General features: G+C 65.5%; 23 protein-coding genes. 2 read left to right on the forward strand and 21 right to left on the reverse strand.

What is annotated here, in order from left to right:
* Positions 1-142: 142 nt before the first annotated feature.
* The 7 genes from rpsO to rimP all read right to left on the reverse strand — a co-directional run bounded on the left by rpsO (position 143) and on the right by rimP (position 7973).
* The gene (gene rpsO, locus N2605_RS35425) at positions 143-412 is read right to left on the reverse strand and encodes a 30S ribosomal protein S15 (RefSeq protein WP_008540131.1); all 270 of its coding nucleotides are present in this window, start codon (positions 410-412) and stop codon (positions 143-145) included.
* 2 nt (positions 413-414) lie between these two features.
* On the reverse strand, positions 415-1533 hold the full coding sequence (gene truB, locus N2605_RS35430; RefSeq protein ID WP_260345310.1) for a tRNA pseudouridine(55) synthase TruB: 1119 nt from the start codon (positions 1531-1533) through the stop codon (positions 415-417).
* Positions 1530-1961, reverse strand: coding sequence for a 30S ribosome-binding factor RbfA (gene rbfA, locus N2605_RS35435; protein ID WP_036008998.1), 432 nt, complete (start codon positions 1959-1961; stop codon positions 1530-1532). The genes truB and rbfA overlap by 4 nt, the downstream gene beginning before the upstream one ends.
* A 157-nt stretch (positions 1962-2118) precedes the next feature.
* A complete protein-coding gene (gene infB, locus N2605_RS35440; RefSeq protein WP_225148329.1) occupies positions 2119-4827 on the reverse strand; it encodes a translation initiation factor IF-2 in 2709 nt (902 codons plus the stop codon).
* A gap of 70 nt (positions 4828-4897) precedes the next feature.
* Positions 4898-5581, reverse strand: a complete 684-nt coding sequence (locus N2605_RS35445; RefSeq protein WP_025032907.1) for an RNA-binding protein — start codon at positions 5579-5581, stop codon at positions 4898-4900.
* 23 nt (positions 5582-5604) lie between these two features.
* Complete coding sequence (gene nusA / locus N2605_RS35450) at positions 5605-7215, reverse strand: transcription termination factor NusA (protein WP_036024506.1); 1611 nt, start codon at positions 7213-7215, stop codon at positions 5605-5607.
* A gap of 2 nt (positions 7216-7217) precedes the next feature.
* Positions 7218-7973 carry a ribosome maturation factor RimP gene (gene rimP, locus N2605_RS35455; RefSeq protein WP_225113789.1) on the reverse strand — a complete coding sequence of 252 codons (756 nt, stop codon included), beginning with the start codon at positions 7971-7973 and terminating at the stop codon, positions 7218-7220.
* Positions 7974-8329: 356 nt separating this feature from the next.
* On the opposite strand from rimP, the gene N2605_RS35460 reads away from it, so the two are divergent.
* Positions 8330-9412: a DUF2336 domain-containing protein gene (locus N2605_RS35460; protein ID WP_260345311.1), complete on the forward strand. Its 1083-nt coding sequence runs from the start codon at positions 8330-8332 to the stop codon at positions 9410-9412.
* Positions 9413-9537: 125 nt separating this feature from the next.
* Here the strand turns inward: N2605_RS35460 and trmB are convergent, their stop codons facing one another.
* The 13 genes from trmB to N2605_RS35525 form a co-directional block, all read right to left on the reverse strand.
* A complete protein-coding gene (trmB, locus tag N2605_RS35465) occupies positions 9538-10251 on the reverse strand; it encodes a tRNA (guanosine(46)-N7)-methyltransferase TrmB (protein ID WP_109141849.1) in 714 nt (237 codons plus the stop codon).
* Positions 10248-11405: a M20 family metallopeptidase gene (locus N2605_RS35470; RefSeq protein ID WP_260345314.1), complete on the reverse strand. Its 1158-nt coding sequence runs from the start codon at positions 11403-11405 to the stop codon at positions 10248-10250. The genes trmB and N2605_RS35470 overlap by 4 nt, the downstream gene beginning before the upstream one ends.
* Positions 11406-11490: 85 nt before the next feature.
* On the reverse strand, positions 11491-11904 hold the full coding sequence (locus tag N2605_RS35475; protein ID WP_018319423.1) for a helix-turn-helix domain-containing protein: 414 nt from the start codon (positions 11902-11904) through the stop codon (positions 11491-11493).
* Positions 11905-12123: 219 nt separating this feature from the next.
* Positions 12124-13737 carry an apolipoprotein N-acyltransferase gene (gene lnt, locus N2605_RS35480; protein ID WP_225142386.1) on the reverse strand — a complete coding sequence of 538 codons (1614 nt, stop codon included), beginning with the start codon at positions 13735-13737 and terminating at the stop codon, positions 12124-12126.
* Positions 13734-14852 (reverse strand): hemolysin family protein, encoded by a 1119-nt coding sequence (locus N2605_RS35485; protein WP_036008986.1) that lies wholly within the window; start codon positions 14850-14852, stop codon positions 13734-13736. The genes lnt and N2605_RS35485 overlap by 4 nt, the downstream gene beginning before the upstream one ends.
* Before the next feature lies 1 nt (position 14853).
* Positions 14854-15363, reverse strand: coding sequence for an rRNA maturation RNase YbeY (gene ybeY, locus N2605_RS35490; protein ID WP_260345315.1), 510 nt, complete (start codon positions 15361-15363; stop codon positions 14854-14856).
* Between the two features lie 59 nt (positions 15364-15422).
* The gene (locus N2605_RS35495; RefSeq protein ID WP_036008958.1) at positions 15423-16418 is read right to left on the reverse strand and encodes a PhoH family protein; all 996 of its coding nucleotides are present in this window, start codon (positions 16416-16418) and stop codon (positions 15423-15425) included.
* Between the two features lie 64 nt (positions 16419-16482).
* Complete coding sequence (gene miaB / locus N2605_RS35500; protein WP_260345316.1) at positions 16483-17877, reverse strand: tRNA (N6-isopentenyl adenosine(37)-C2)-methylthiotransferase MiaB; 1395 nt, start codon at positions 17875-17877, stop codon at positions 16483-16485.
* A gap of 189 nt (positions 17878-18066) precedes the next feature.
* Positions 18067-18747 (reverse strand): HAD family hydrolase, encoded by a 681-nt coding sequence (locus tag N2605_RS35505; protein ID WP_036024524.1) that lies wholly within the window; start codon positions 18745-18747, stop codon positions 18067-18069.
* A 154-nt stretch (positions 18748-18901) separates the two neighbouring features.
* A complete protein-coding gene (locus N2605_RS35510) occupies positions 18902-19357 on the reverse strand; it encodes a Fur family transcriptional regulator (RefSeq protein WP_225148322.1) in 456 nt (151 codons plus the stop codon).
* A gap of 39 nt (positions 19358-19396) precedes the next feature.
* Positions 19397-19882, reverse strand: a complete 486-nt coding sequence (rimI, locus tag N2605_RS35515; protein WP_036008947.1) for a ribosomal protein S18-alanine N-acetyltransferase — start codon at positions 19880-19882, stop codon at positions 19397-19399.
* On the reverse strand, positions 19879-20574 hold the full coding sequence (tsaB, locus tag N2605_RS35520; RefSeq protein WP_260345320.1) for a tRNA (adenosine(37)-N6)-threonylcarbamoyltransferase complex dimerization subunit type 1 TsaB: 696 nt from the start codon (positions 20572-20574) through the stop codon (positions 19879-19881). Before tsaB ends, rimI begins: the two co-directional genes overlap by 4 nt.
* A 338-nt stretch (positions 20575-20912) precedes the next feature.
* Entirely contained in the window at positions 20913-21554 is a 642-nt protein-coding gene (locus N2605_RS35525; RefSeq protein WP_036008941.1) for a carbonic anhydrase, read from the reverse strand.
* A 101-nt stretch (positions 21555-21655) separates the two neighbouring features.
* Here N2605_RS35525 and N2605_RS35530 point away from each other — a divergent pair, with 101 nt between their 5' ends.
* Positions 21656-22537 carry an HpcH/HpaI aldolase/citrate lyase family protein gene (locus N2605_RS35530; protein WP_036008938.1) on the forward strand — a complete coding sequence of 294 codons (882 nt, stop codon included), beginning with the start codon at positions 21656-21658 and terminating at the stop codon, positions 22535-22537.
* Positions 22538-22578: 41 nt separating this feature from the next.
* Here N2605_RS35530 and N2605_RS35535 read toward each other — a convergent pair whose 3' ends face one another.
* Positions 22579-23391: a Crp/Fnr family transcriptional regulator gene (locus N2605_RS35535; protein WP_036024531.1), complete on the reverse strand. Its 813-nt coding sequence runs from the start codon at positions 23389-23391 to the stop codon at positions 22579-22581.
* Between the last annotated feature and the right edge of the window lie 101 nt (positions 23392-23492).

A 23492-nucleotide genomic window follows, 5' to 3' on the forward strand; every position in this document is an offset into this window, starting at 1 on the left:
GCGGTCTTCGCTCATCATGCCCGGAGGCGAATCAACAATCCGCATCCGACGTGCGCGCAACCTCGATCAAAAAGCTTAAAATAAGCGCTTTCGTTCGAAACCACGCGCGAAAACGCGCGCCGGTGGCGCGCGCAAAGAACTCTTAACGACGAATATTGTGCTTCTCGAGCAGCGCCTTGTACCGCGCCTCGTCCTTCTTCTTGAGATAGTCGAGGAGCGAGCGGCGGGTCGAGACCAGCTTCAAGAGGCCGCGACGCGAATGGTTGTCCTTCACGTGGGTCTTGAAATGGTTGGTGAGGTTGTTGATGCGTTCCGACAGGATCGCGACCTGAACCTCGGGCGAGCCGGTGTCGCCGGCCTTGGTGGCATTCGTCTTGATGACTTCCGCTTTGCGTTCTGCGGCAATCGACATCGTCAATTTCTCTCGTTGCGACCGGGGCTGGCAGTCAGGCCGGTCAGGTTGAACACACGCTTGGGGATGATTTCGCCATTGCCAACTTCGGCAAGCGCCAAAAGACGGCCTGCCACCGTGACATAGACTGTGCCGCTACAAGTGGGCGCATCCCGTCCGCGCAACAAAACGGCCTGGCCCCGATGGAGCCTTGCCGCATCAGCCCGAGTGACGGCCAGTGCCGGGATGTCGTCCAGCGCGGTCTCAACGGGCAAAAGCGCGTCGGCGAGGCTGCCCTCGCCGGACGCGGCTCTATCGCACAAAGCCTCCAACTGATCCAGCGGAATCATGTCGTTTTCGCCAAATGGGCCGACCAGGGTCCGCCTCAGCGCGCAGATATGGCCGTAAGTGCCGAGAATCCGGCCCATATCGCGGGCGAGCGCCCGCACATAGGTGCCCTTGCCGCACTCGGCCTCGAACACGGCCCGGTCGTTATCTGGTTGATCGACAAGGGTTAAATGGTGAATCTCGACCGGGCGGGGCGCCAGTTCCACAACCTCGCCGTCGCGGGCGAGGTCATAGGCGCGCTCGCCCTGGATCTTGATCGCCGAATAGCGCGGCGGGATCTGCTCGATCACCCCGGTGAAGCGGGGCAGCAGGGCCAGGATGGCCTCCCGGCTCGGGCGCTGGTCCGAGGTCGCGGTCACCCGGCCCTCGATGTCGTCGGTATCGCGCTCCTCGCCCCAGCAGACCGTGAAGCGGTAGCGCTTGCGGCCGTCCATCACGAAGGGGACGGTCTTGGTGGCTTCCCCGAGCGCGATCGGCAAGCCCCCCGAGGCGAGCGGATCGAGCGTGCCGGCGTGTCCGGCGCGCTTGGCGTTGAACAGGCGCTTGAGCACGGCGACCGCCTGCGTCGAGGTCATGCCGATCGGCTTGTCGAGCACGACCCAGCCATGGACGTCGCGGCGGTCGCGGCGGACCTGGTTGCCCTTCTGCTGCTTGGCGCGCGGATCGTTGTTGACGCGGCGCGGCTCCTGATGCGGCTGCGAATTGCCGCCCATCTCCGCGAAATCGTTGGTCTGCGCGTCGCGCTGATCGGTGTCGTTGCCGCCGATCGTGCCGTGAGCGGGGTCCATGGTCATTGCTCTTCTTCCCGATCCGAATGCGGATCCTGTTCCAAATCCTTCTGCACCGCAGGCGTTCGCAAAAGCTTCTCGATCCGTTCCGCTTCGTCGAATCGTTCGTCGACGCGGAAGCGAATGTCAGGTGCAAATTTCAGGTTAACGCGCCGCGCGACCTCGCCGCGCAAGAACTTCTTGTTGCGCTCGAGCGCAGCGATGACGATCTCGGTGTCGCGGCCACCGAGCGGCATCACGTAGACCGTCGCGAGCTTCAGGTCGGGCGACATCCGCACCTCCGGCACGGTGATGATGTGACCTTCGAGGTCGGCATCATGCACATTGCCTTGCGCCAGAATATCGGCCATCGCGTGGCGAACCTGCTCGCCGACGCGCAGCTGACGCTGCGAGCCGCCGGGCGCGGAACTCTTCTTCTGATGATGCCGTGGCATTTTTTCGAAAATCACCTCGTCATGCCCGCATCTGGGACACGGGCATTGTCATTTGTCCTGTTGAAACGAAGAGGGGGTGGATGGCCGGAAAAAACCGGCCATCGCACTCCCGCAATCTCAGTTCAAAAAGATCCGAACGCTTCGGTAAGATTTGGACTTACAGGGAGCGCTGGATCGTCTCCACGCGATAACACTCGATCACGTCACCGGCACGCATGTCGTGATAGTTCTCGAAGGCCATGCCGCATTCCTGGCCGGATTGGACTTCCTTCACTTCGTCCTTGAAGCGCTTCAGCGTCGACAGCTTGCCTTCGTGCACGACGACGTTGTCGCGGATGAGGCGCACATTGGCGCCGCGTTCCACGGTGCCGTCGGTGACGCGGCAGCCGGCTACCTTGCCGACCTTGGAGATGTTGAAGATCTCCAGGATCTCGGCATTGCCCAGCATGGTTTCGCGCAAGGTCGGCGCGAGCAGACCGCTCATCGCCTTCTTCACGTCGTCCACGAGGTCGTAGATGATGTTGTAGTAGCGGATCTCGATGCCGTTGCGCTTGGCGGCCGCAGCGGCCTCCTTGTTGGCGCGAACCGAGAAGCCGATGATCGCGGCGTTGAAGCCTTCGGCCAGCGTCACGTCGGATTCCGAGATGCCGCCGACGCCGGCATGCAGGATGCGGGCGGCGACCTCGTCGGTGCCGAGCTTCTCCAGCGAGCCGAGGATGGCTTCCAGCGAGCCCTGCACGTCGGCCTTGACGATCAGCGGGAATTCCTTGCGGCCCGCCGTCTTCAATTGCGACATCATCTGCTCGAGCGAGCCGCGCATGCCGGAGATCGAGGCTGCCGCGTTCTCGCGCTTCTGGTGCGCGCGGTAGCTGGTGACCTGGCGGGCGCGGGCTTCGTTCTCGACCACCGCGAGACGATCGCCGGCCTCGGGCGGGCCGTTGAAGCCGAGCACCTCGACTGGCACCGAGGGGCCGGCCTCCTGCACGGTCTCGCCCTGATCGGAGATCAGCGCGCGGACGCGGCCCATTTCGGCACCGGCGACGATGATGTCGCCGACGCGAAGCGTGCCGCGCTGCACCAGCACGGTCGCGACCGGACCGCGGCCGCGATCGAGCTTGGCCTCGATCACGGTGCCTTCGGCGGGACGCTCCGAATTGGTCTTCAGGTCGAGGATTTCAGCCTGCAGCGCGATCATCTCGAGCAGCTTGTCGAGATTGGTCTTGTTCTTGGCGGACACCTCGACGTCGACGACTTCGCCGCCGAAAGATTCCACCTGCACCTCGTGCTGGAGCAGCTCGGTGCGCACGCGCTCGGGCTTGGCATCGGGCTTGTCGATCTTGTTGATGGCAACGATGATCGGCACGCCTGCCGCCTTGGCGTGGTTAATGGCTTCGACTGTCTGCGGCATCACGCCGTCGTCGGCCGCGACCACCAGCACGACGATGTCGGTGACCTTGGCGCCGCGGGCGCGCATCGCGGTGAACGCTGCGTGGCCGGGCGTGTCGATGAAGGTGATCTTCTTGCCGGTTTCAGGCGATGTCACCTGATAGGCGCCGATGTGCTGGGTGATGCCGCCGGCTTCGCCGGAGACCACGTTGGCGTGACGGAGCGCGTCGAGCAGCGAGGTCTTGCCGTGGTCGACGTGACCCATGACGGTCACCACGGGCGAACGGGTCTCGGTGTCGGTCGAATCGTCGGTCGCGTCGAACAGACCTTCTTCAACGTCGGAGGCGGCAACGCGCTTGACGGTGTGGCCGAGCTCTTCGGCAATCAGCTGCGCGGTGTCGGCGTCGATCACGTCGGTGATCTTGTGCATCGCGCCCTGCTTCATCAGCATGCGGATGACGTCGACCGCGCGCTCGGACATGCGGTTGGCGAGTTCCTGGATGGTGATCGCTTCCGGAATGACCACTTCGCGGATGAGCTTTTCCTTGGGCTCGTTCGAGGCGTGGCCCTTCAGGCGCTGGGTGCGGCGGCGGAACGAGGCGATCGAGCGCTCGCGCACCTCATCGGCATTGAGCGCGGTGACGACGGTCAGGCGGCCGCGCTCCTTCTGCGGGCCGGGCTTGTGGGTGGGCTTGGGGGCTACCACGGGACGCGCGGCGCCGCCGGGACCGCGGCGGATCTGGCGCGGCGCCTCGTCGTCGTCAGCTTCGGCCGCAACGGCGGGGCCGCGGCCAGCCGGTCCACCCGGACGCTGCGCGGTCGTGGTTGCAGGACGCGCCGTCGTGGTTCCCGGACGCGCTGTGGTGGTGGTTCCAGGCCGGGACGCAGGCGCACCGGGGCGCGGTGCGGAAGCGGCGGGTGTTGCGGTCGCGGGGCGCGCGGCGGATGCCGGCTGCTCACCCTCGCCGAAACGCTTCTTGGCCTCGGTCTCGGCCTTGCGCTTGGCTTCGTCCTCGTGGCGATGCCGCTCTTCCTCGGCCTTGCGGCGGGATTCGGCGGCTTCGCGCTCGGCGCGCTCGGCAGCCTCACGGGCGGCGCGGCGCTGGGCCTCTTCCTCGGCCTGGCGGCGTTCCTCGACCTCGCGCAGCTTGGCATCGGCCAGCGCACTGGCACGGGCCGAACGCTCATCCTCGGTGAGGGTGCGAAGCACCACGCCGGAACCGGCGTTGCGCGGCGGGGGCGGAGCCGGACGCGGCGGCGCGGCGGGTGCGGCCGGCGCCGGCTTTGCCGTCACCTCGGGCGCGTGCGGCTCCGGTCCATCGCCAATGCGGCGCTTGCCGCGCTTCTCGACCACGACCTGCTTGCTGCGGCCATGGCTGAAGCTCTGGCGCACGGTGCCCGTTTCGACGCGCGGCTTGAGCGATAGCGTCTTGCTCGGAACGCTCAGCTTCTTGTCGCCAGGGGTCTTGGTATCAACCATTCAGCAGTCCTAATCCTGATTTATCAGTGTTGTGCGTTGCCGCACCATCCAATCGGGTCGTCGTTGTCTCTCAGAAATCCTGGCCGGGTTTTTCGGCAGTCTTGTCGTCGTCCGCCATCCGGTATCGGACCAGGATCTGGCTACGTGACAGGAATGACTTGCTCGCCGGGCCCGCGAGCAGGGCAGCATGTATCACATTTGACCGGGTCAGTGCCAAATCCAATTCTACCGATTTCAGAGCGGTGACGACGGGAATCTGCGCCTTAGCACCGCGATTCCCGGCATTCTGACGCGCCAGCATGTCCAATTTGCGGATTCCGTCCGCGGCCCCGTCGCTGGCATGGATCAGGACCTCGACCGTTCCTTCCCGAAGGGCGCTCTCGACCTTGCCGAAACCGGCCACGACCTGGCCCGCCTTGGCGGCGATCCCAAGGGCTTCGGTCACGCTCCGGACCAGGAGCGCCTCGATGTCGGTGGGAAGCGTCTGAGGGATGCGCAGCTCGCGCTTGAAGGCCTTGCTAAATTGGTGACGCCGCACCGCTTCCGCAACCGTCTTGCGGGAGGCGGTGAGCCACATCCCGCGTCCGGGCAGCTTGCGCTTGAGATCGGGAACTATTTGTCCGTCAGGCGATGCAACGAAGCGGATCAGCTCGTCGATCGGCCGGACCTCGCGGCTGACCGCGCACATGCGCATGGTCGCGGACCTTTCGGTCCGCGGCCCATGGTCAAGTTCGAGGTCGGAATCTGCAAGCATCCGGGCGACATTCTCCTTTGCCCTTAAGCCGGTTGATCTTCGGTCGCCTCGGCCTCCTCGGTGGGCTTGGCGAGATCGGCCTCGGTGATCCAGCCGGCCTTGACGCGGGCCTGCATGATCATCGCTTCGGCGTCGTCACGGGAGATGTCGATGCCGTCGAGCGCGCCGGCGTGCTTGGTCGGCTCGCTGCCTTCCTTGCGCTCGGTCCAGCCGACCAGATCGTCGGTGGCGCAGCCGGCGAGGTCCTCGACGCTCTTGATGTCGTTCTCGCCGAACTTCACCAGCATCTTCGAGGTCACGCCGGGCACGTCCTTGAGCGCGTCCTCGACGCCGAGCTCCTTGCGCCTCGCCTCGAGCTCGGCTTCCTGCTGCTCCAGATATTCGCGGGCGCGATTCTGCAGCTCCTGCGCGGTCTCCTCGTCGAAGCCCTCGATGCCGGCGAGCTCCTTGACGTCCACCATCGCGAGCTCCTCGACCGAGGTGAAGCCCTCGGACGCCAGCAGCTGGCCGACCACTTCGTCGACGTTGAGCGATTCCATGAAGACGCGGGTCGAGTTCTCGAAGTCGGCCTGGCGGCGCTCCGATTCCTCCTGCTCGGTCAGGATGTCGATATCCCAGCCGGTGAGCTGCGAGGCCAAGCGCACGTTCTGGCCGCGGCGGCCGATCGCGAGCGAGAGCTGGTTGTTGGTGTCGGGCACCACGACCTCGATGCGCTCGCGGTCCTCGTCGATCACGACCTTGGAGACTTCCGCCGGCGCCAGCGCGTTGACCACGAAGGTCGCGATGTCGGGCGACCATGGAATGATATCGATCTTCTCGCCCTGCAGCTCGTTGACGACGGCCTGCACGCGCGAGCCGCGCATGCCGACGCAGGCGCCGACCGGATCGACCGAGGAATCGCGGGAAATCACGCCGATTTTCGCACGCGAGCCCGGATCGCGGGCCACCGCCTTGATCTCGACGATGCCGTCATAGATCTCCGGCACTTCCTGCGCGAACAGCTTCGCCATGAACTGCGGATGGGTGCGGGAGAGGAAGATCTGCGGGCCTCTCGTCTCGCGGCGGACGTCGAAGATGTAGGCGCGAACGCGGTCGCCGTTGCGGAATACTTCGCGCGGCAGCATCTCGTCGCGGCGGATGATGGCTTCGCCGCGGCCGAGATCGACGATCACGCTGCCATATTCGACGCGCTTGACGACGCCATTGACGATGTCGCCGATGCGGTCCTTGAATTCCTGGTACTGCCGGTCGCGCTCGGCCTCGCGCACCTTCTGCACGATGACCTGCTTGGCCGATTGCGCGGCGATGCGGCCATATTCCAGCGGCGGCAGGGTGTCGGCGATGGTGTCGCCGACCTGGGCGCCGGGATTGGCGCGCTGCGCGTCCACCAGCGAGATCTGGTTGGAGTGATTCTCGACCTTGTCGACCACCAGCATGTGGCGCGACAGCCGCAGCTCGCCCTTCTTCGGGTCGATCTCGGCATGAACGTCAGTCTCGCTGCCGTAACGTGCGCGCGCCGCCTTGGCGATGGCGTCCTCCATCGCCGCGATGACGATGCCGCGGTCGATCGACTTTTCGCGTGCGACGGCGTCGGCGATCTGAAGCAATTCGAGTCGGTTGGCGCTGACTGCCATGGCTAGTCTCCTTGGTCAGGCTCGATCTCGCCGCGCCGCGCGCGTTCGGCGGCAAGGCGATGTTTCTTCGTGTTGGTTGGGGCCGGCTTCTTCTTCGGCTTGGTGTTCTTGGTGATCTTCGCACTGATCTCCGCGTGCGGTGCAGCCGGCGGCTCCAGTCCGAGATCCCTGCGCATCTTGCGCTCCTCGGCCTTGCCGCGGCGCATGGATTCGGCGATCAGCTCGTCGGTCAGCACCAGCCGGGCCTCGCCGATATCCTCCATGGTCAGGAGAACGTCGGCATCGTCGCCAGCCTTGGCATCGTCGCGATGCAGATGCACGCGGTCGCCTTCGACCGCGCCGAGCGTGCCGCGGAAGCGCTTGCGCCCCTCATGCGCGACCGCCATCTCGATCTTCACCAGGTGCCCGGAATAGCGCTCGAAATCGGAGCGGCGCACCAGCGGGCGGTCGATTCCCGGCGAGGAGATCTCGAGCCGATAGGCGCGGTCGATGGGATCGGCGACGTCAAGCACGGGCGACAGGGCCCGCGAGATCGCCTCGCAATCCTCGATCTGCATCGAGCCGTCCGGCCGCTCGGCCATGATCTGCACGGTGCAGCCGGCTTCGCCGGAAATGCGGATCCGGACCAGGCGGTAGCCCATGCCCTGCAGCACGGGACCTGCCACCGCGGACACCCGTGCCGCGACGCCGGGCTCGACCACGAGCCGCGGCTCGGCCAGCAATTCGGCATCCGTGGAACCAGGGTTCGGTTCGGTCATGTCCAGGGTCAGAGCGCTCGTTGGTTAAGGCTTGGTTACGATTTCAAAGCCCGCTTCGGAACTTTCCCGACCACACGTCGGGCGCATCTCCCGCCGAGCCGCGTTCAGGTAATAAAAAAGAGCGGGTCCTTGCGGGCCCACTCTCACTACGCGGATCGTATGAGAAGATGAATTGGCGCTGATATAGCCCTTTCCGCTTCTCCGGACAAGGCCCATTGCAGCGGGAACGGGGCCTTTTTGCGCCCGTCTGCGGGCCCTGCAACGCTTCCTTCATCAAGCAGGCCTAGATTTCCCGATTGTGGGGCGGCTTGGACCTAGGGCGCACCCGCGGCGTGCCCCGTTCGAGTTGCGTTTTCATGACCGTTGCCACGTCGCTCATTTCTGGACTGGACGATATCGTCAAGCGCGGCGATCCGCGCCGCCGCGGCGAGATCGCGCGTGCCATCTCCCAATTGTTCTTTCGGGATGCCGACAAGCTCCGCCCCGAGTTGATCGATCTGTTCGACAATCTCCTGATCGATCTCGTGCCCCATGCCGAGCTGGCCTCGCGCGCCGATCTGGCCGAGCGTTTCTCGCGCCTGAACAACGCGCCGCCGCACCTCGTCAATCAGCTCGCGCGCGAAAACGAGATCGCGGTCGCCGGCCCCGTGCTGCGCCGCTCGCCAGTGCTCGACGACGCGGCTCTGGTCGAGATCGCGCGCTTGAAGGGCCAGGGTCATCTGCTGGCGATGACCGAGCGTCCCGCTTTGTCGCCCGTCGTCACCGACGTGCTGGTTGAGCGCGGCGATCGCGACGTGATGCGCCGTGCCGCAGCCAATGCCGGTGCAGTGTTCTCGCCCGGAAGCTATTCCGAGCTGATCAAGCGCGCGGCGCAGGACGGGGTGCTGACGCTGAGGATCGGCCAGCGCAACGACCTTTCCGGGGAGCACCTGAAGCAGCTGCTCGACGGGACGCTCGACGTCATCCGCCGTCGCCTCTCCACCGTGGTCAATCCCGCGCGCCAGGCCGAGATCAAGCGCGCGATGGCGGCGATCGAGGAGGCCGCATTGCCGCCGGGTCCGCGCCGCGACTACTCCGCGGCACAGCACACCGTGCTGACCTTGAATCGCGAGGGCCATCTCGGCGAGAGCGCGCTGCTCGGTTTCGCCAAGGCGCACAAATACGAGGAATCGGTCGCCGCGCTGTCGGCGATGTCGGGCGTTCGCCTCCAGGTCCTCGACCGCCTGATCGCAGGCGACCGCTACGATCCGCTGCTGATCCTCGGTCGGGTGCTGAACCTCGGCTGGCCCACGGTACGCGCGCTTATCCTGCTCTGGTACGGCTCGAACCGCACGCCGGCCGACGCCGACATCGAGGCCGCCCGCATCAACTTCACGCGCCTGATGCCGACGACCGCCGAACGCGTCGTGAATTTCTGGCGCAACCGGCAGACGATCTAGCGTCCCACTCCGTCATTGCGAGCGAAGCGAAGCAATCCAGAACTCGTTCCGCGAAAACGCTCTGGATTGCTTCGTCGCCAGCGCAAATTGCCTTGCAATTTGTCGCGGGCTCCTCGCAATGACGGCTAACCCACCCGCCTGAACCGCAGATAAGCCGCCTTGCGTCCCTCGCGCGCGGCCTTTCGGCCGTAGCGCGTCATGGTGTAGCCCGGCCATGGAAGCCGGAAATCGTCGGCGCGTTCGGCCAGCCAGACGAAGTCCTGCGAGCGCGCAAGATGCGACAGTGTCCAGGCGCAGTAATCGTCGATGTCGCAGACGAAGCGGAATTCGCCGCCTCGCTTGAGCACGCGCGCCATCGCGGCAATGGTGCGGTCCTGGACGAAGCGCCGCTTCCAGTGTCGCCGCTTCGGCCAGGGATCGGGATGGATCAGGTCGATCCGCGACAGCGACTCCTTGGGAAGCCAAGCCAAGAGCTCGGCGGCATCGCCCGCGAACAGGCGGATGTTGCCGATGTTGGCCGCCTCGATCTGCGCGAGGATCTTGGCCATGCCGTTGACATAGGGCTCACAGCCGATGAAGCCGGTGGTGGGGAAGTTCTGTGCCTCGGCCGCGAGATGCTCGCCGCCGCCGAAGCCGATCTCGAGCCTGACGTCGTCGGCTGCGGGATCGAAGATGTCGCGGGCGTCCGCCGGCGCCTCACCGTCGATATCGAGGGCAAGATGCGGCAGCAGCTGCTCGATCAAGCCGGCCTGGTGTTGCCTCAGCTTGTGGCCCTTGCGGCGCCCGAAGAAGGCGCGCTCGCTGTCGTCGCGGTCGGGGCTTGATTTACGTTCGCTCATCGCAGCGTCTGATAAAGCCGATGGAGCAGCCGCGCGCGTGGGGCCAGCGAGGAGACATAGAGCTGCTCATAATGGGTGTGTGCACCCTTGCCGTCGACGCCGAGCCCGTCGAGCGTTGCGGTGAAGGGAGCGGTGAAATTGCCGTCCGAGCCGCCGCCGGTGTGGGTGTCGATCAGCTCGAAGCCGATCTCGCCGGCGAGCGTCTTGGCATGCTCGTACAGCGAAGCTCCCGCATTGCTCTTCTCGTAAGGCGGCCGGTTGAGCTCGCCCGTGACCGTGACGGTGACGCCATCGGTCTTCGAGGTCAAAGAGAGAATCTTGCCGACGAACTCGTCCGCGTCCTTGAGGCTCACGACGCGCAGATCGACTTCGGCATAGGCCTCCTCGGGCGTGACGTTGGGGCGCGTGCCGCCGCGCACCACGCCGACATTGACGGTCACGCCGCGCGCAACATCGTTCATTCCTTCCAGCGCGAGGATGATGTTGCCGAGTTCGCGAACGGCGCTGCGGCCGTCTTCGGGCCGCGAGCCGGCATGCGCGGGCACGCCCTTGATGAATACCCGGAAGCGTCCGACGCCCTTGCGCCCGGTGACGATCTTGCCGCCGTCGCGCGCCGGCTCGGTCACCAGCACGTATTTGGCGTTGCGCCCTTCCTGCTCGATCAGCGCACGCGAGGTCGGGCTGCCGATCTCCTCGTCGGAGGTGAACAGATGCGTGATGCCGAGCGGCGAGCGATCGCCCGTCGCGCAAAGCGCGCGGAAGGCGTGGTGGGCGATGTAGGCGCCGCCTTTCATGTCGTAGATGCCCGGACCGAACGCGACGTCGCCTTCGACCTTGAACGGCAGGCGCTCGATGAAGCCGATGGGATGGACGGTATCGAGATGGCTCAGCACCAGGATGCCCGGCTGATCCTGCCCCCAATTCGTGCGCGCCACGAGATGATCGCCGCAGCCGTCCGTGCCGGCGATGCGCTCGAGCGTGACGGGCAGGTCGCCGTATTGCTCCGCGACCACGGAGACCAGCTTGTTGACCTGTTCAGGTGCTTCCGTCGGCGTCTCGATCTCCACCCAGCGGCGGATGCCATCGAGAATAGTTTGTGAATCGAACCAATTGGAGCCGGTCATGGACGCATCTGTGCCTTTGAATCGCATCATCGAAGCGGACGCGCATCAAAGCGCGGTCGTAAATGACGACATAGGCCAGATTTGATGCAGTCTCAAATCGCGGGGGACATGAGCTTCAACGCTTGTCCGGACCTTCGCGGGCCGCAATCTGCTCGACGAGATCGACGATCGAGCGGCGCATCTTCGAATCAGTGATTCGCGTGAACGCCTTGGTCAAAGCGAGCCCTTCGGAGGTGGCGAGAAAGTCCGAGACGTAAGAGGGCGAGGCGCCTTCGCTGAAGCCATCCGGACCCGGCACGCCGCTCGGGCCGCCCTCGAACAGGAAGGACACCGGCACCTGCAGAATCTCCGCGATCTGCTGGATGCGGCTTGCGCCGACCCGGTTGGTGCCCTTCTCGTACTTCTGAATCTGCTGGAAAGTCAGGCCCAAAGCTTCACCGAGCTTCTCCTGGCTCATGCCCAACATGATGCGGCGCATGCGCACGCGACTGCCGACATATTTGTCAACAGGGTTGGGCGCTTTCGACATTTCCTCAGCCCTCCAAACACCACCTTCGGCGCAATGATCAAGCATGCCTCGGGTGCAGCACCGTCAAAATCAAACCCTGTTATTGGGAAACATTGCGGAGAAATTTAGCAATGCACCGCCATCTTTCGCAGCCGGTGCAGAATGGGGAGCCCGCGTGCAGTCTGTCAACCGTGGGACTACGGTTGTCAAAGGATTCCGGCCGCTGCGGCGGCGGTGCGATTAGGGCTGGCGTTTGCCTATTCGTCGGCGGACCGCCAACAGCACGGCCACCGCGACGAGCATGATTGCGGGCACATCACCCACCCGTGCATAAACCGTCGGTGGGATCGCGGCCGGCAGGTTTGCGTCCAAAATGCCTTCGAGGCCGAGACCGAGGCTCGCGACGGTGCGGCCGACCGGATCGATCACTGCGGAGATGCCGGTATTGGCCGAGCGGACCAGCGGCAATCCGAGCTCGATCGCGCGCATCCGCGACTGTTCCAGGTGCTGGTAGGGACCGGTCGAGATGCCGAACCAGCCGTCATTGGTCAGGTTCACGATCCAGCCCGGACGTTCGTTGCGTACAGCCACTTCGTCGGGAAAGATCGCCTCGTAGCAGATCAACGGCAACACGGGCGGCGCGCCGGCAACGGGGAGCGCATGCCGCACGGTGCCTGGAATGAAGCCGCCGCGCACACGCGTCAGTTGCTCGAAACCGAGCTTCTCCATCAACGACTGGTACGGAAGAAATTCTCCGAACGGTACCAGATGCAGCTTGTCGTACACGGCGAGCACGCTGCCGTCGTGATCGATCACGTAGATCGAGTTGTAAGCGCGCGTGATCGGCGTGCCCCGCGGCACATCGGGCGCGCGGACCGATCCCGTGATCAGCACCGTGCCCTTCGGCAACAGATCGGCTATTTGCGCCATCGCGTCGGCTTCGCGGGTCAGGAAGAACGGAAAGGCGGATTCCGGCCAGATCAGGATGGTGGCATCGCGCACGCCGGTCGATTGCGGGCCGGAGGCGCGGTCCGACAGCGCAAGGTACTTCTTCATCACCTCCGGCTTGGCGGCATAGTTGAATTTCTCGTCCTGCTGCAGGTTGGGCTGCATCAGGCGCAGCTTGGCGCCGGATACGATCGTGGTCGGATGCAGCGACAGGCGGATTGCGCCAAAGATGCTCATGACGAGCAGGAGCGCGACGGCCGCGGCCGGCACCCGCCATTGCAGGCGCCGATCCGGCGTGCGGTCGATCAGCGTCGCCGGGCTCGCGAAGATCGCAATCGTCAGGAACGTCACGCCCCACAGGCCGATCAGCGAGGCCGTCTGCGCCAGCGGCAATGGCTCGGACAACGCATAGCCGAACGTGTTCCAGGGAAAGCCGGTCAGCGCATGGCCGCGCAGCCATTCGCTGATGGTGAGGCTCGCTGCGAGCGCCAGCACGCGCGTGGCGTTCTTGCTCCAGAGCAGGCGCGCCAGCGCAAAGCCGATCGCCGTGAAGATCGAAAGATAGGCCGGCAGGCCCAGCACCGCGAACGGCGTCAGCCAGGCGAATGTGTCGGCTTCGACGAAGAAGGCGTAGCCGATCCAGTAGAGGCCGGGCACGAAATAGCCGAGCCCGAACCAGTAGCCGGTCAGGGCGGCGGCGGGCACGCCGCCATAGCGGCCGGCCCCGGCGCCGTCGATCAGCCAGATCAGCACCGGGAAGGTGACGAACAGCACCGGAAAGAGGTTGAACGGTGCCAGCGCCAGCACCGACAGCGCTCCGGCCGCCATGGCGACGACTGCGCGCTGCCATCCCCAGGTGAGGATGATGGCGAGCGCAATTTGCCGAAGGCGCTGCGATGGGCTCACTGCGAGGCGGCCCCGTCGCGCGGCGGCGATGTCGGCGTGTCGCTGGCCGGCGCTTGTCCGCTCTCCGGCGTGGCTTCACGCCGCCGGCTCTCGCGCTGGGTGCGGGGCGCCGGGCGTTCCTTCCGCGTCGCGATGCGTAGCCGCTTGACGCGGCGCGGATCGGCATCGAGCACCTCGACCTCGTAATTGCCGGGGCCCGAGATCACCTCGCCGCGCACCGGCAGGCGCCCGACGAAGCTGACGAGATAGCCGCCCAGCGTCTCCACCTCCTCGCCGGCCTCGCCGGTGACGAAATCCTCGCCGATCACAGAGCGGACGTCGTCGAGGCTGGCGCGGGCGTCGGCAATGAAGGCGTTGTCGGGCAGGCGCACGATCGAGGGCGGCTCGTCGCTGTCGTGCTCGTCGTCGATCTCGCCGACGATCTGCTCGACGATGTCCTCGATCGAGACCAGCCCGTCGCTGCCGCCATATTCGTCGACCACCAGCGCCAGATGGATGCGCGAGGCCTGCATCTGCGCGAGCAGGTCGATCGCCCGCATCGACGGCGGTACGTAGAGCAGCTTGCGGATGATGTGCGCCTCGTGAAGCGGCAGCGCGAGATCGACCGCGCGCAAATCGAGCCCGGCCGGCAGCGGCTTCTTGCGCTTGGTCTTGGTGGCTTCCGACACGCGGGCGCGCGCGGTCATGAAGGCGAGCAAATCGCGGATGTGGACGATGCCGACGGGATCGTCGAGCGTCTCGTTGAAGACGACGAGGCGCGAATGGCCGGCGCTCTCGAAGCGGTCCATCAGTTCCCCGAGCGGGATGTCGCGCTTGACCGCGACGATGTCGGCGCGATGCACCATGACGTCGGCGATGCGGCGCTCGTGCAGGCTGAGGATGTTGCGCAGCATGGTGCGCTCGACCGCGGAGAAGCCGGTGTCGTCGGGCGTCGAGGCGTCGAGCACGACCTGGAGGTCGTCGCGCACCGACCCTGCCTTCCAGCCGAACAGCGTGCGGATGGCGCGCAGCAGCCAGCTTTCGGCGCTCGGGCGCAGCACCTCGCCCGGCGTCACCACAACCGGCAAATTGGCCGTGGTGCGGGGATTGTCGTGGGTAGGCTCGGAATCCGGCATCTCAGTGCGTCCCCGGGCGGTCGGCATAGGGATCGGGGATGCCGAGATGGGCGAGGATTTCGGTTTCGAGCGCTTCCATCTCCTCGGCGTCGCCCTCGTTCTCGTGGTCGTAGCCGATCAGGTGCAGGAAGCCGTGCACGGCGAGGTGGCTCAGATGATGGTCGAACGGCTTGTGCTCCTCGTCCGCCTCGCGCCGCATGGTCTCGTAGGCGATCGCGATATCGCCGAGCATGCGCGGGGCATCGCCCGGCTTCCACGCGCCCTCCGGCTGCAGCGCCGGGAACGACAGCACGTTGGTCGGCTTGTCGATGCCGCGCCAGTTGCTGTTGAGCGTGCGGATGCCGGCATCATCGGTCAGCATCACGGCCACTTCGGCGTCGGCAACGTACTCGTCGACGCTCTCGGCGGCCGCCGCCAGTGCGCGCTGGATCACGGCTTCAGAATCGGGCTCGCGCTGCCAGCAATCGGCGACGACGAGGACCTCGGTCATGGGAAGGTTGGAATGGGACATTGTGTTGTCTCGGACGAAGGGTGCCGTGCTCGCGCCCTGTTTGGTCCGGTGCTGCCTCGTCAGGATTGACCGGTGGCCGGCCGCTGCGGCGGCCCTTCATAGGCGGCGACGATCCGCGCCACGAGCTCGTGGCGGATCACGTCCTCGGCCTTGAAATGAACCTGGGCGATGCCCTCGACGCCGCTCAGGAGGCGGGTCGCCTCGGCCAGGCCCGAGGTCTGGCCGTTCGGCAGGTCGATCTGCGAGGGATCGCCCGTCACGATCATGCGGCTGTTCTCGCCGAGACGCGTCAGGAACATCTTCATCTGCATCGACGTGGTGTTCTGGGCCTCGTCCAGGATGATGGCGGCGTTGGTCAGCGTGCGGCCGCGCATGAAGGCGAGCGGCGCGATCTCGATCTCGCCGGTCTGCAGCGCGCGCTCGACGATGCGCGCATCCATGAGGTCGTAGAGCGCATCGTAGATCGGCCGCAGATAAGGATCGACCTTCTCGCGGAGATCGCCGGGCAGAAAGCCGAGCCGCTCGCCGGCTTCCACCGCCGGGCGAGACAGGATGATCTTGTCGACCTCCTTGCGCTCGAACAGCTGCGCGGCATGCGCGACGGCGAGCCAGGTCTTGCCGGTGCCGGCGGGGCCGATGCCGAACACCAGTTCGTGCCGTTTCAGCGCGCGGATGTAGGAATCCTGCGCCGCCGTGCGTGCCCGCACCGGACGCTTGCGCAAGTTGATGCTGTCGAAGGTCGATTTGGCCGATTTGGCGTCGAACTCGAACAGCGAGCCCTGCGCGATCACGGCGCGGATCGCGCCCTCGACCTCGCCCTGGTCGAGATCGTGCCCCTTCGCGGCCTGCGCGTAGAGCATCTCCAGCACGCGGCGCGCAGCGTCGCAGCCGTCGCGGGTGCCGCCGATGGTGATGTGGTTGCCCTTGGAATCGACGATGACGCCGAGCCGCCGCTCGATCTGCGCCAGGTGCTGGCCGTAGGGGCCGACCAGCGCGGAAGCGGCGCGGTTGTCGTCGAAGTCGATGACGACCTGGGTCTCGGGCGGAACTTGCATGTCGCGGTCAAATTTGCGGCTGGGAGCGAACGAAGACGAATCCGATGCGCTTTTGGGCAAGGGTTCAGGCTCCACTGGCTTGCGATAAAGCGGGCTCGCGCGCCTTGCGCGGCATCACGAGCTCGCCGAGAAAACTGTAGCGCTCGAGGCTGTCGATTCTGACAGCCAGGATCTGTCCAATGATGTCGGGCGCGGCCATTACGTGGGCGGGCTGGAGGTAGGCGGTGCGGCCCACGATCTGGCCCTCCTTGCGCGCCGGACGCTCGAACAGCACGTCGACCGTTGAGCCAATCGCGGCCTTGTTGAAGGCCGATTGCTGGCTGTCGATCAGTTCCTGGAGCCGCTCCAATCGCTGGTCCATCTCGGCGGGGGACACCGTCTCCTGCATGTCCGCGGCCGGCGTTCCCGGCCGGGCGGAGTATTTGAACGAATAGGCCGCAGCGTAGCCGATTTGCGTGACAAGCGCGAGGGTGGCGAGAAAATCTTGCTCGCTCTCGCCGGGGAAGCCGACGATGAAATCCGATGAAAAAGCAATGTCTTGGCGTGCGGTACGAAAACGGTCGATGACCCGCCGGTAATCATCGGCGGTATGTTTGCGGTTCATGGCCGCCAAAATGCGGTCCGAGCCCGACTGCACCGGCAGGTGCACGAACGGCATCAGGGCACCGAGATCGCGATGGGCCGCGATCAGGCTGTCATCGACGTCGCGGGGGTGGCTGGTCGAATAGCGCAGCCGCGCGATGCCGGGAATCGCCGCCAGATGTTCGAGCAGCCGGCCGAGCGGCCAGGTTTGTCCGTCCGGCCCCTCGCCGTGATAGGCGTTGACGTTCTGCCCGATCAGCGTGAGCTCGCGCACGCCGTTGTCAGCGAGCCGCTTCACGTCCTCGACGATCTTCGCCACGGGGCGCGAGACTTCGGCGCCGCGCGTGTAAGGCACGACGCAGAAGGTGCAGAACTTGTCGCAGCCTTCCTGTACCGTGACGAAAGCGGAAATGCCGCGCGCGCGGATCGCGTCCGGCTTGGGCTGGGCCAGGAAGCCGAACTTGTCGGCGGCGGGAAATTCGGTCTCGATCGCGCGGCCTTCGCCCTCTGCGCGCTTCAACAGCTCCGGCAGATGATGATAGCTCTGCGGTCCCACCACGACGTCGACGACAGGCGCGCGCCGCACGATCTCCTCGCCCTCGGCCTGCGCCACGCAGCCCGCCACCGCGATCTGCATCGCGCGGCCTGCACGCGCGGCCTCGTCCTTGGCGACGCGTAGCCGGCCGAGCTCGGAATAGACCTTCTCCGAGGCCTTCTCGCGGATATGGCAGGTGTTGAGGATGACGAGGTCGGCATCCTCCGCGCTCGCCGTCTCCACGAATCCTTCCGGGGCCAGCGTGTCCACCATGCGCTGGGCATCGTAGACGTTCATCTGGCAGCCATATGATTTGATGTGCAGCTTGCGCGGCGGCGTCATGGAACCCGAAATGGAGCTGGAGGACGGCCCTCAGATATAGGCTGGAGGGCCGAAAATCCAGCGAATGGAGCCATTTCCGCTTGTCATTCCGGGGCGCGACGCAGTTGCGAACCCGGAATCCAGAGTTTTGCTGCGAGATTCCGGGTTCACGCGCCCACGCGTGCCCCGGAATAACGGTCTGGGCGAAAATCAGCCCGCCAGAGCGTCCGCCTCAACCCGCCGGACCAGTTCCGGCAATTGCCGCATATCGTCGAATGTCAGGTTGGCGCCTGCGGCGCGCAACCGTTCGGCGTGGCCCGGCGGGCAGTGGCCGCCGCCATGAAAGCCGAGCACGGTCATCCCGGCGGCGTGCGCGCCTGTGACCCCGGGGACGCTGTCCTCGATCACGAGACACCGCTCGGGTGGGACCTTCATCTGCGCCGCGGCGAAGAGGAACAAATCGGGCGCGGGCTTGCCGCGCGCGACTTGGTTGGCGGAAAAGATGTTCGGGGCGAGCAGGTCGTAGAGCCCGGCGCAGGTCAAGCCGTGGTGGATCTTGTCCGGCGTGCCGCTCGACGCAACGCATTTGGGCAGGTCGATCGCGGCGATTGCTGCCGCGACATGGATGATCGGCTGCAGATCGCTGGCGTAGGATTGCAGCGTGGCCGCATTGATCTGCTGCTCCAGATCGTCGGGAAGACTGCGGCCGATCTCCTGTTCGACCATCCGCCGCGCGTCTTTCTCGGACACGCCGAGAAATCGGACCAGCACCTGCTCCGACGTGATCGGATAGCCGTGCTTCGTCAGCACGTCTGCATGCGCGCGACAGGAGATCACCTCGCTGTCCACTAGCACGCCGTCGCAATCGAAGATGATGAGGTCGATGGGCATCAGAGCATGATCCGGAAAAGTGTTAAGCGGTTTTCCGAAAAGATCATGCTCAAACAAAGACCCAAAGCGCGATGACCATTCATCCAAATCACATCACGCTTTAAGGCATGACCCGGAAAAGTGTGAAGCGGTTTTCCGACCAGGTCATGCCCAATCAAGACGTCGGCTTGTCGTCGTCGAGCGGGACGCAATAGAGCTCGAGCCGGTGATCGACCAGGCGATAGCCGAGCTTGCGGGCGATCTCGGCCTGCAGCTTCTCGATCTCCTCGGAGGTGAACTCGATCACCTTGCCGTCGCGCAGATTGATGAGGTGGTCGTGATGGCTGTCGCGCATCTGCTCGTAACGCGCGCGGCCCTCGCGGAAATCGTGGCGTTCGATGATGCCGGCGTCCTCGAACAGCTTCACGGTGCGATAGACCGTCGAGATCGAGATCTTGTCGTCGACCGCAACGCAGCGCCGGTAGAGTTCCTCGACATCGGGATGATCAATCGCTTCGGCCAGCACGCGGGCGATGACGCGGCGCTGCTCGGTCATGCGCATGCCCGTTGCGGCGCAGCGCGCCTCGATCTCGGATGTCTTGGACACAGAAGAATGTTTCAGTGTGGTCATAGCGTTGTCTGCCTGGGCGGGCGCTTTCTGCCACCGATGTTACGACAAGTCACGCCGCATCAGAAGGGCGTTCAATTGTTCCCCGTTGGGCTGCTTATAGTAGCGATCGCGGCGTCCGACCACCACGAATCCGGCTCGATCGTAAAGCCGCCGCGCCGGCTGGTTGTTCTCCTCCACTTCCAGAAATATGGTGCGTACGCCGCGCCCGGCGAGGTGGCCGAGATGGGTCATCAGCAGCGTGCGGGAGAGGCCGCGGCCGCGATAAGCCCCGTCCACCGCGATCGAGAGAATCTCCGCTTCGTCCGCGCCGATCCGCGACACCGCAAAGCCGATCGTCTTGCGGCCGAGCCGCAAGCGATGCACCAGCGTGTTGCGCTCGCTCATCATGCTCTCGAACTCGCCTTCGCCCCAGCCGTGCGCGAAGGAGGCGCCGTGCAGCTGCGCGAGGCGCGCGGCATCGCGCATGGTCGCGGGCTCGACGGCGGCGGTGCCGCCGCGCCACCACTCCGACAGCCATCCCATCATGAGGTCGCGGCTTGTGCTGCGAGCGGCGTCGATGCCGCCGGCTTGGCGTCGGGCGCTTTCAGATAGAACGGCCGCGCCGGATTGGTGTCGGGATTGGCCGCCGCGCCGAGCCAGGCGACCCAGCTGATGTCGGGCGCGGGCTGCGCGTCGACCGCAATTGGTTGCGGTCCGTCCTTCGGCCAGCGACCTGCGAGGATCCCGGCGGCATTGCCGACCAGATGCGGCGCACCGAATTGCGAGGCCGCGATCGCCGCGTCGATGGAGGCGACAGCCGGCCGCACCAGCTGGCTGCCGTCGCCGGCGACGATCTGGAAATAGACGTGATCGTGCCGCGCATCGATCGCAGAGATCACCGGCGCCGTTCCGCTCTTGGCGACGACCCCAGCGGCATAGGCCGACAGCGTCGTCAGCCCGACCGCCGGCCGTTTCGCCGCAAGCGCAAGGCCCCGCGCCGCCGAGATGCCGACGCGCAGGCCGGTGAAGCTGCCGGGCCCAACGGTGACGGCGATGCGGTCGAGCGAGGTGAAGGAAAGGCCGGCCGATTGCATCACGCGCGCGATCATCGGCATCAGCGCCTCGGCATGGCCGCGCTTCATCAGCTGCGATTCCCGTGCGAGGAGCTCGCCGGCGTCGGTGTCGAGAACGGCGGCCGCGCAGGCTTCGAGCGCAGTATCGATGGCAAGGATCAGCATGATGGAGCAAATGGCGAGTGGCGAATGGAGAACACTCTAGCGAACCAGGCGCCTCTCCGCCATTCGTCAGGCAGGATTTGCACTTCCGATATGCCCTATTGCGCAAGGAGGGCTATCGCATTTGAGAGTTTTTCCCTGCGGCCATCCTTCGAGACGGCCGCTTGGGCGGGCTCCTCAGGATGAGGGCGGAGTGCGCGGCAACAGTTTCAAGGAGCACTGACGCTGATTAGCCTCATCCTGAGGAGGCGCGTAAGCGCCGTCTCGAAGGACGAGGCGTGCCCGCAGGCCGCTGCCACAAATCATATGAGATAGTCCCGCATTTCGCAGGGTGAGCAGGATTATCCCTCGCGTGCGTTCCTGAATTCCTTGGTCGCCTTGTCCAGCACGAAGAGCGATCCCTCCGCCACGCCGAAATAGGCGCCGTGGGTCTGCATCCGGCCGCTCTCCACGGCCTTGCGGACGAACGGGAAGGTCATCAGGTTTTCCAGGCTGCGGAACACGGCGGCCTTCTCGATGCGCTCGACGAACTGCGCCATGGTCTCGTGCTCGCGCTGCTCGACCACCTCGCCCGGCTTGATGAACATCTGCATCCAGCGGCCGATGAAGTCGCCGGGCGTGAGCGGCTCGATCTTGTCGATGAAGGCGCGGATGCCGCCGCATTGGGCGTGGCCGAGCACCACGATGTGCTTCACCTTCAGCACTGTCACCGCAAACTCCAGCGCTGCCGAGACGCCGTGCGCGCCTTCGTCAGGCTGATAAGTCGGCACCAGATTCGCGATGTTGCGGACGACGAAGAGCTCGCCCGGCCCCGCGTCGAAGATCACCTCGGGGGAGACCCGGGAGTCACAGCAGCCGATCACCATGGTCTCAGGCGACTGCCCTTTGACAGAGAGCTCACGATAGCGGTTCTGCTCGGTCGGCAGCCGCTGGGTGGCGAAGGCCTTGTAGCCTTCCAGCAAGTGCGTCGGGAATGTCGTCATGGCCCATGCCTAATCACATACCGCCAAGACCGACAAGCCTTTCGAATGGGCAGGCCAAATGCTATCGCCTGGGGGACGATAGACCAGGAAGGAACGCCAGCATGACCCGCCCGCGCCGCAGCCATCTGTTCATGCCCGGCTCCAACCCGCGCGCGCTGGAAAAAGCGCGCAATCTCGCCGCCGACGGCCTGATCCTCGACCTCGAGGATTCCGTCGCCCCGGAGGCCAAGGCGGCGGCGCGCGACGGCATTGCGGCGGCGATCGCCGCCAAGGGTTTTGGCAGGCGCGAGGTCCTGATCCGGACCAACGGCCTCGATACGCCCTGGTGGCCAGATGACGCCGCCATGGCCGCCAAGGCCTCGCCGGACGGCATCCTGGTTCCAAAAGTTTCAAGCGTCGAGGATCTCGACGCCATCGGCCGCAAGCTGGCCGAGCTCGGCGCCGCGCCGACCGTCAAAGTCTGGGCCATGATCGAGACCGCGCGCGCCGTGCTGCATGCCGAGGAACTGGCCGCCGCCGGCCGCGATCCTTCGCGCCGTCTCTCGGGCTTCGTGTTCGGCCCGAACGACATCTCGCGCGAGACGCGGATCCGGATGCTGCCGGGCCGCGCCGCGATGATCCCGATGATCACCCATTGCATCCTGGCGAGCCGCGCGCACGGCCTCGAGATCCTCGACGGCCCCTACAGCGACATCGCAAATTCCGACGGTTTCGCCACCGAATGCGCGCAAGGCCGCGACCTCGGCTTCGACGGCAAGACGCTGATCCACCCCTCCCAGATCGACGCTTGCAACGCCATCTTCACCCCGCCGGAGGAGGAAGTCGCCCGCGCGCGAAAGATCATCGCGGCGTTCGAACTGCCGGAGAACGCCTCGCGCGGCGCGATCCGCCTGGATGGTGCGATGGTGGAACGCCTGCACGCCGACATGGCCCGGCGCACGATCGCGATTGCGGACGCGATCGCTGCGATGGGGAAGGGCTGAGGCGCGAGATCCACTTCTCCACGCGCCGCAGGTTTTGCACTCTATCGTCCCGCCCGCGAAACGGCTTTGAATTCACCGCCTGCTCCGTGGGAGGCGGCGATGGCGCTTTGCCGGAACCGCGCATCGGCAGGCTGCGGCGCCGCCAATTCCTGGCAATACATTCGATCGATCGTGCGCTGCATGAGCGCATAGCAATCGCATGCGATCCTCTCGAGCCGCGACCGATGGATCTCGACAAACCCGCGCCGCTCGGACGGGATGGCGCCGGCCTCGCGTAGCTTGCTCATCGTCAAAGTCACCGTCGTCCGCCGGACCCCAACCAGTTGCGCCAGCGCCTCCTGCGTCACCGGAAGCAGGTCCTCGGGAACGCGGTCGTGAAGCTGCAGGAGCCACCGCGCCATGCGGCCATCCACCCGGTGCAGCGCGTTGCAAGCGGCGACATGCTGGAGCTGCAGCAACACGGCGCGGGCGTGGACCTGCACGACATTCCTGATCGCTGCGCTTTGCGCATGGGCAGCGCGAAATTTGGCGGCGGAAATTACCGATGCAGTGCCGGCTGTGCGGGCAATCGCGGTCACGGATGAAGGCGAGGGGCCGAGCACGGAGAACGAGGCCAAAGCGCCTTCGCGTCCCATCAAGCTGGTCGCGACCGTTTGCCCGTCCGGCATATCGAGCATGAAGGCGATCGCGCCGCTATGGGGAAAATAGACGGGGTCGAGTTCGTCGCCCGATCGCACCAGGACGGCATCGGGTTCGAACGAGACCTTCTGGAAGTGGGGCGTCAGCAAAGCGAGATCCGCCGGCGGCAGCGCCGCCAATAGCCGATTCCCGATGCCCTTGCGGTGGGCAGTCACGGTGTCCTCTGTTGAACGAGCACCCAACGAACGACGGGAATCATCTGTTTCATTCGCCATGATTATCCGAAATGCGAATTGCGGAACGGTAGCGATCCAAA

It is taken from the genome of Bradyrhizobium yuanmingense, assembly GCF_025200905.1.
Taxonomy (GTDB): Bacteria; Pseudomonadota; Alphaproteobacteria; order Rhizobiales; family Xanthobacteraceae; genus Bradyrhizobium; species Bradyrhizobium yuanmingense.

Excerpts from the sequence above, each read along its gene's own strand:
- tsaB (WP_260345320.1), bottom strand. The coding sequence starts at position 20,574 with ATGCTGATCCTTGCCATCGATACTGCGCTCGAAGCCTGCGCGGCCGCC.
- N2605_RS35510 (WP_225148322.1), bottom strand. The coding sequence starts at position 19,357 with ATGACCACACTGAAACATTCTTCTGTGTCCAAGACATCCGAGATCGAG.
- N2605_RS35525 (WP_036008941.1), bottom strand. The coding sequence starts at position 21,554 with ATGACGACATTCCCGACGCACTTGCTGGAAGGCTACAAGGCCTTCGCC.
- N2605_RS35505 (WP_036024524.1), bottom strand. The coding sequence starts at position 18,747 with ATGCCCATCGACCTCATCATCTTCGATTGCGACGGCGTGCTAGTGGAC.
- infB (WP_225148329.1), bottom strand. The coding sequence starts at position 4,827 with ATGGTTGATACCAAGACCCCTGGCGACAAGAAGCTGAGCGTTCCGAGC.
- miaB (WP_260345316.1), bottom strand. The coding sequence starts at position 17,877 with ATGACGCCGCCGCGCAAGCTGCACATCAAATCATATGGCTGCCAGATG.
- N2605_RS35485 (WP_036008986.1), bottom strand. The coding sequence starts at position 14,852 with ATGCCGGATTCCGAGCCTACCCACGACAATCCCCGCACCACGGCCAAT.
- truB (WP_260345310.1), bottom strand. The coding sequence starts at position 1,533 with ATGACCATGGACCCCGCTCACGGCACGATCGGCGGCAACGACACCGAT.
- N2605_RS35530 (WP_036008938.1), top strand. The coding sequence starts at position 21,656 with ATGACCCGCCCGCGCCGCAGCCATCTGTTCATGCCCGGCTCCAACCCG.
- N2605_RS35445 (WP_025032907.1), bottom strand. The coding sequence starts at position 5,581 with ATGCTTGCAGATTCCGACCTCGAACTTGACCATGGGCCGCGGACCGAA.
- trmB (WP_109141849.1), bottom strand. The coding sequence starts at position 10,251 with ATGAGCGAACGTAAATCAAGCCCCGACCGCGACGACAGCGAGCGCGCC.
- rimP (WP_225113789.1), bottom strand. The coding sequence starts at position 7,973 with ATGACCGAACCGAACCCTGGTTCCACGGATGCCGAATTGCTGGCCGAG.
- ybeY (WP_260345315.1), bottom strand. The coding sequence starts at position 15,363 with ATGTCCCATTCCAACCTTCCCATGACCGAGGTCCTCGTCGTCGCCGAT.
- rbfA (WP_036008998.1), bottom strand. The coding sequence starts at position 1,961 with ATGCCACGGCATCATCAGAAGAAGAGTTCCGCGCCCGGCGGCTCGCAG.
- N2605_RS35470 (WP_260345314.1), bottom strand. The coding sequence starts at position 11,405 with ATGATGCGATTCAAAGGCACAGATGCGTCCATGACCGGCTCCAATTGG.
- rimI (WP_036008947.1), bottom strand. The coding sequence starts at position 19,882 with ATGATGGGATGGCTGTCGGAGTGGTGGCGCGGCGGCACCGCCGCCGTC.
- N2605_RS35475 (WP_018319423.1), bottom strand. The coding sequence starts at position 11,904 with ATGTCGAAAGCGCCCAACCCTGTTGACAAATATGTCGGCAGTCGCGTG.
- N2605_RS35460 (WP_260345311.1), top strand. The coding sequence starts at position 8,330 with ATGACCGTTGCCACGTCGCTCATTTCTGGACTGGACGATATCGTCAAG.
- nusA (WP_036024506.1), bottom strand. The coding sequence starts at position 7,215 with ATGGCAGTCAGCGCCAACCGACTCGAATTGCTTCAGATCGCCGACGCC.
- rpsO (WP_008540131.1), bottom strand. The coding sequence starts at position 412 with ATGTCGATTGCCGCAGAACGCAAAGCGGAAGTCATCAAGACGAATGCC.
- N2605_RS35495 (WP_036008958.1), bottom strand. The coding sequence starts at position 16,418 with ATGCAAGTTCCGCCCGAGACCCAGGTCGTCATCGACTTCGACGACAAC.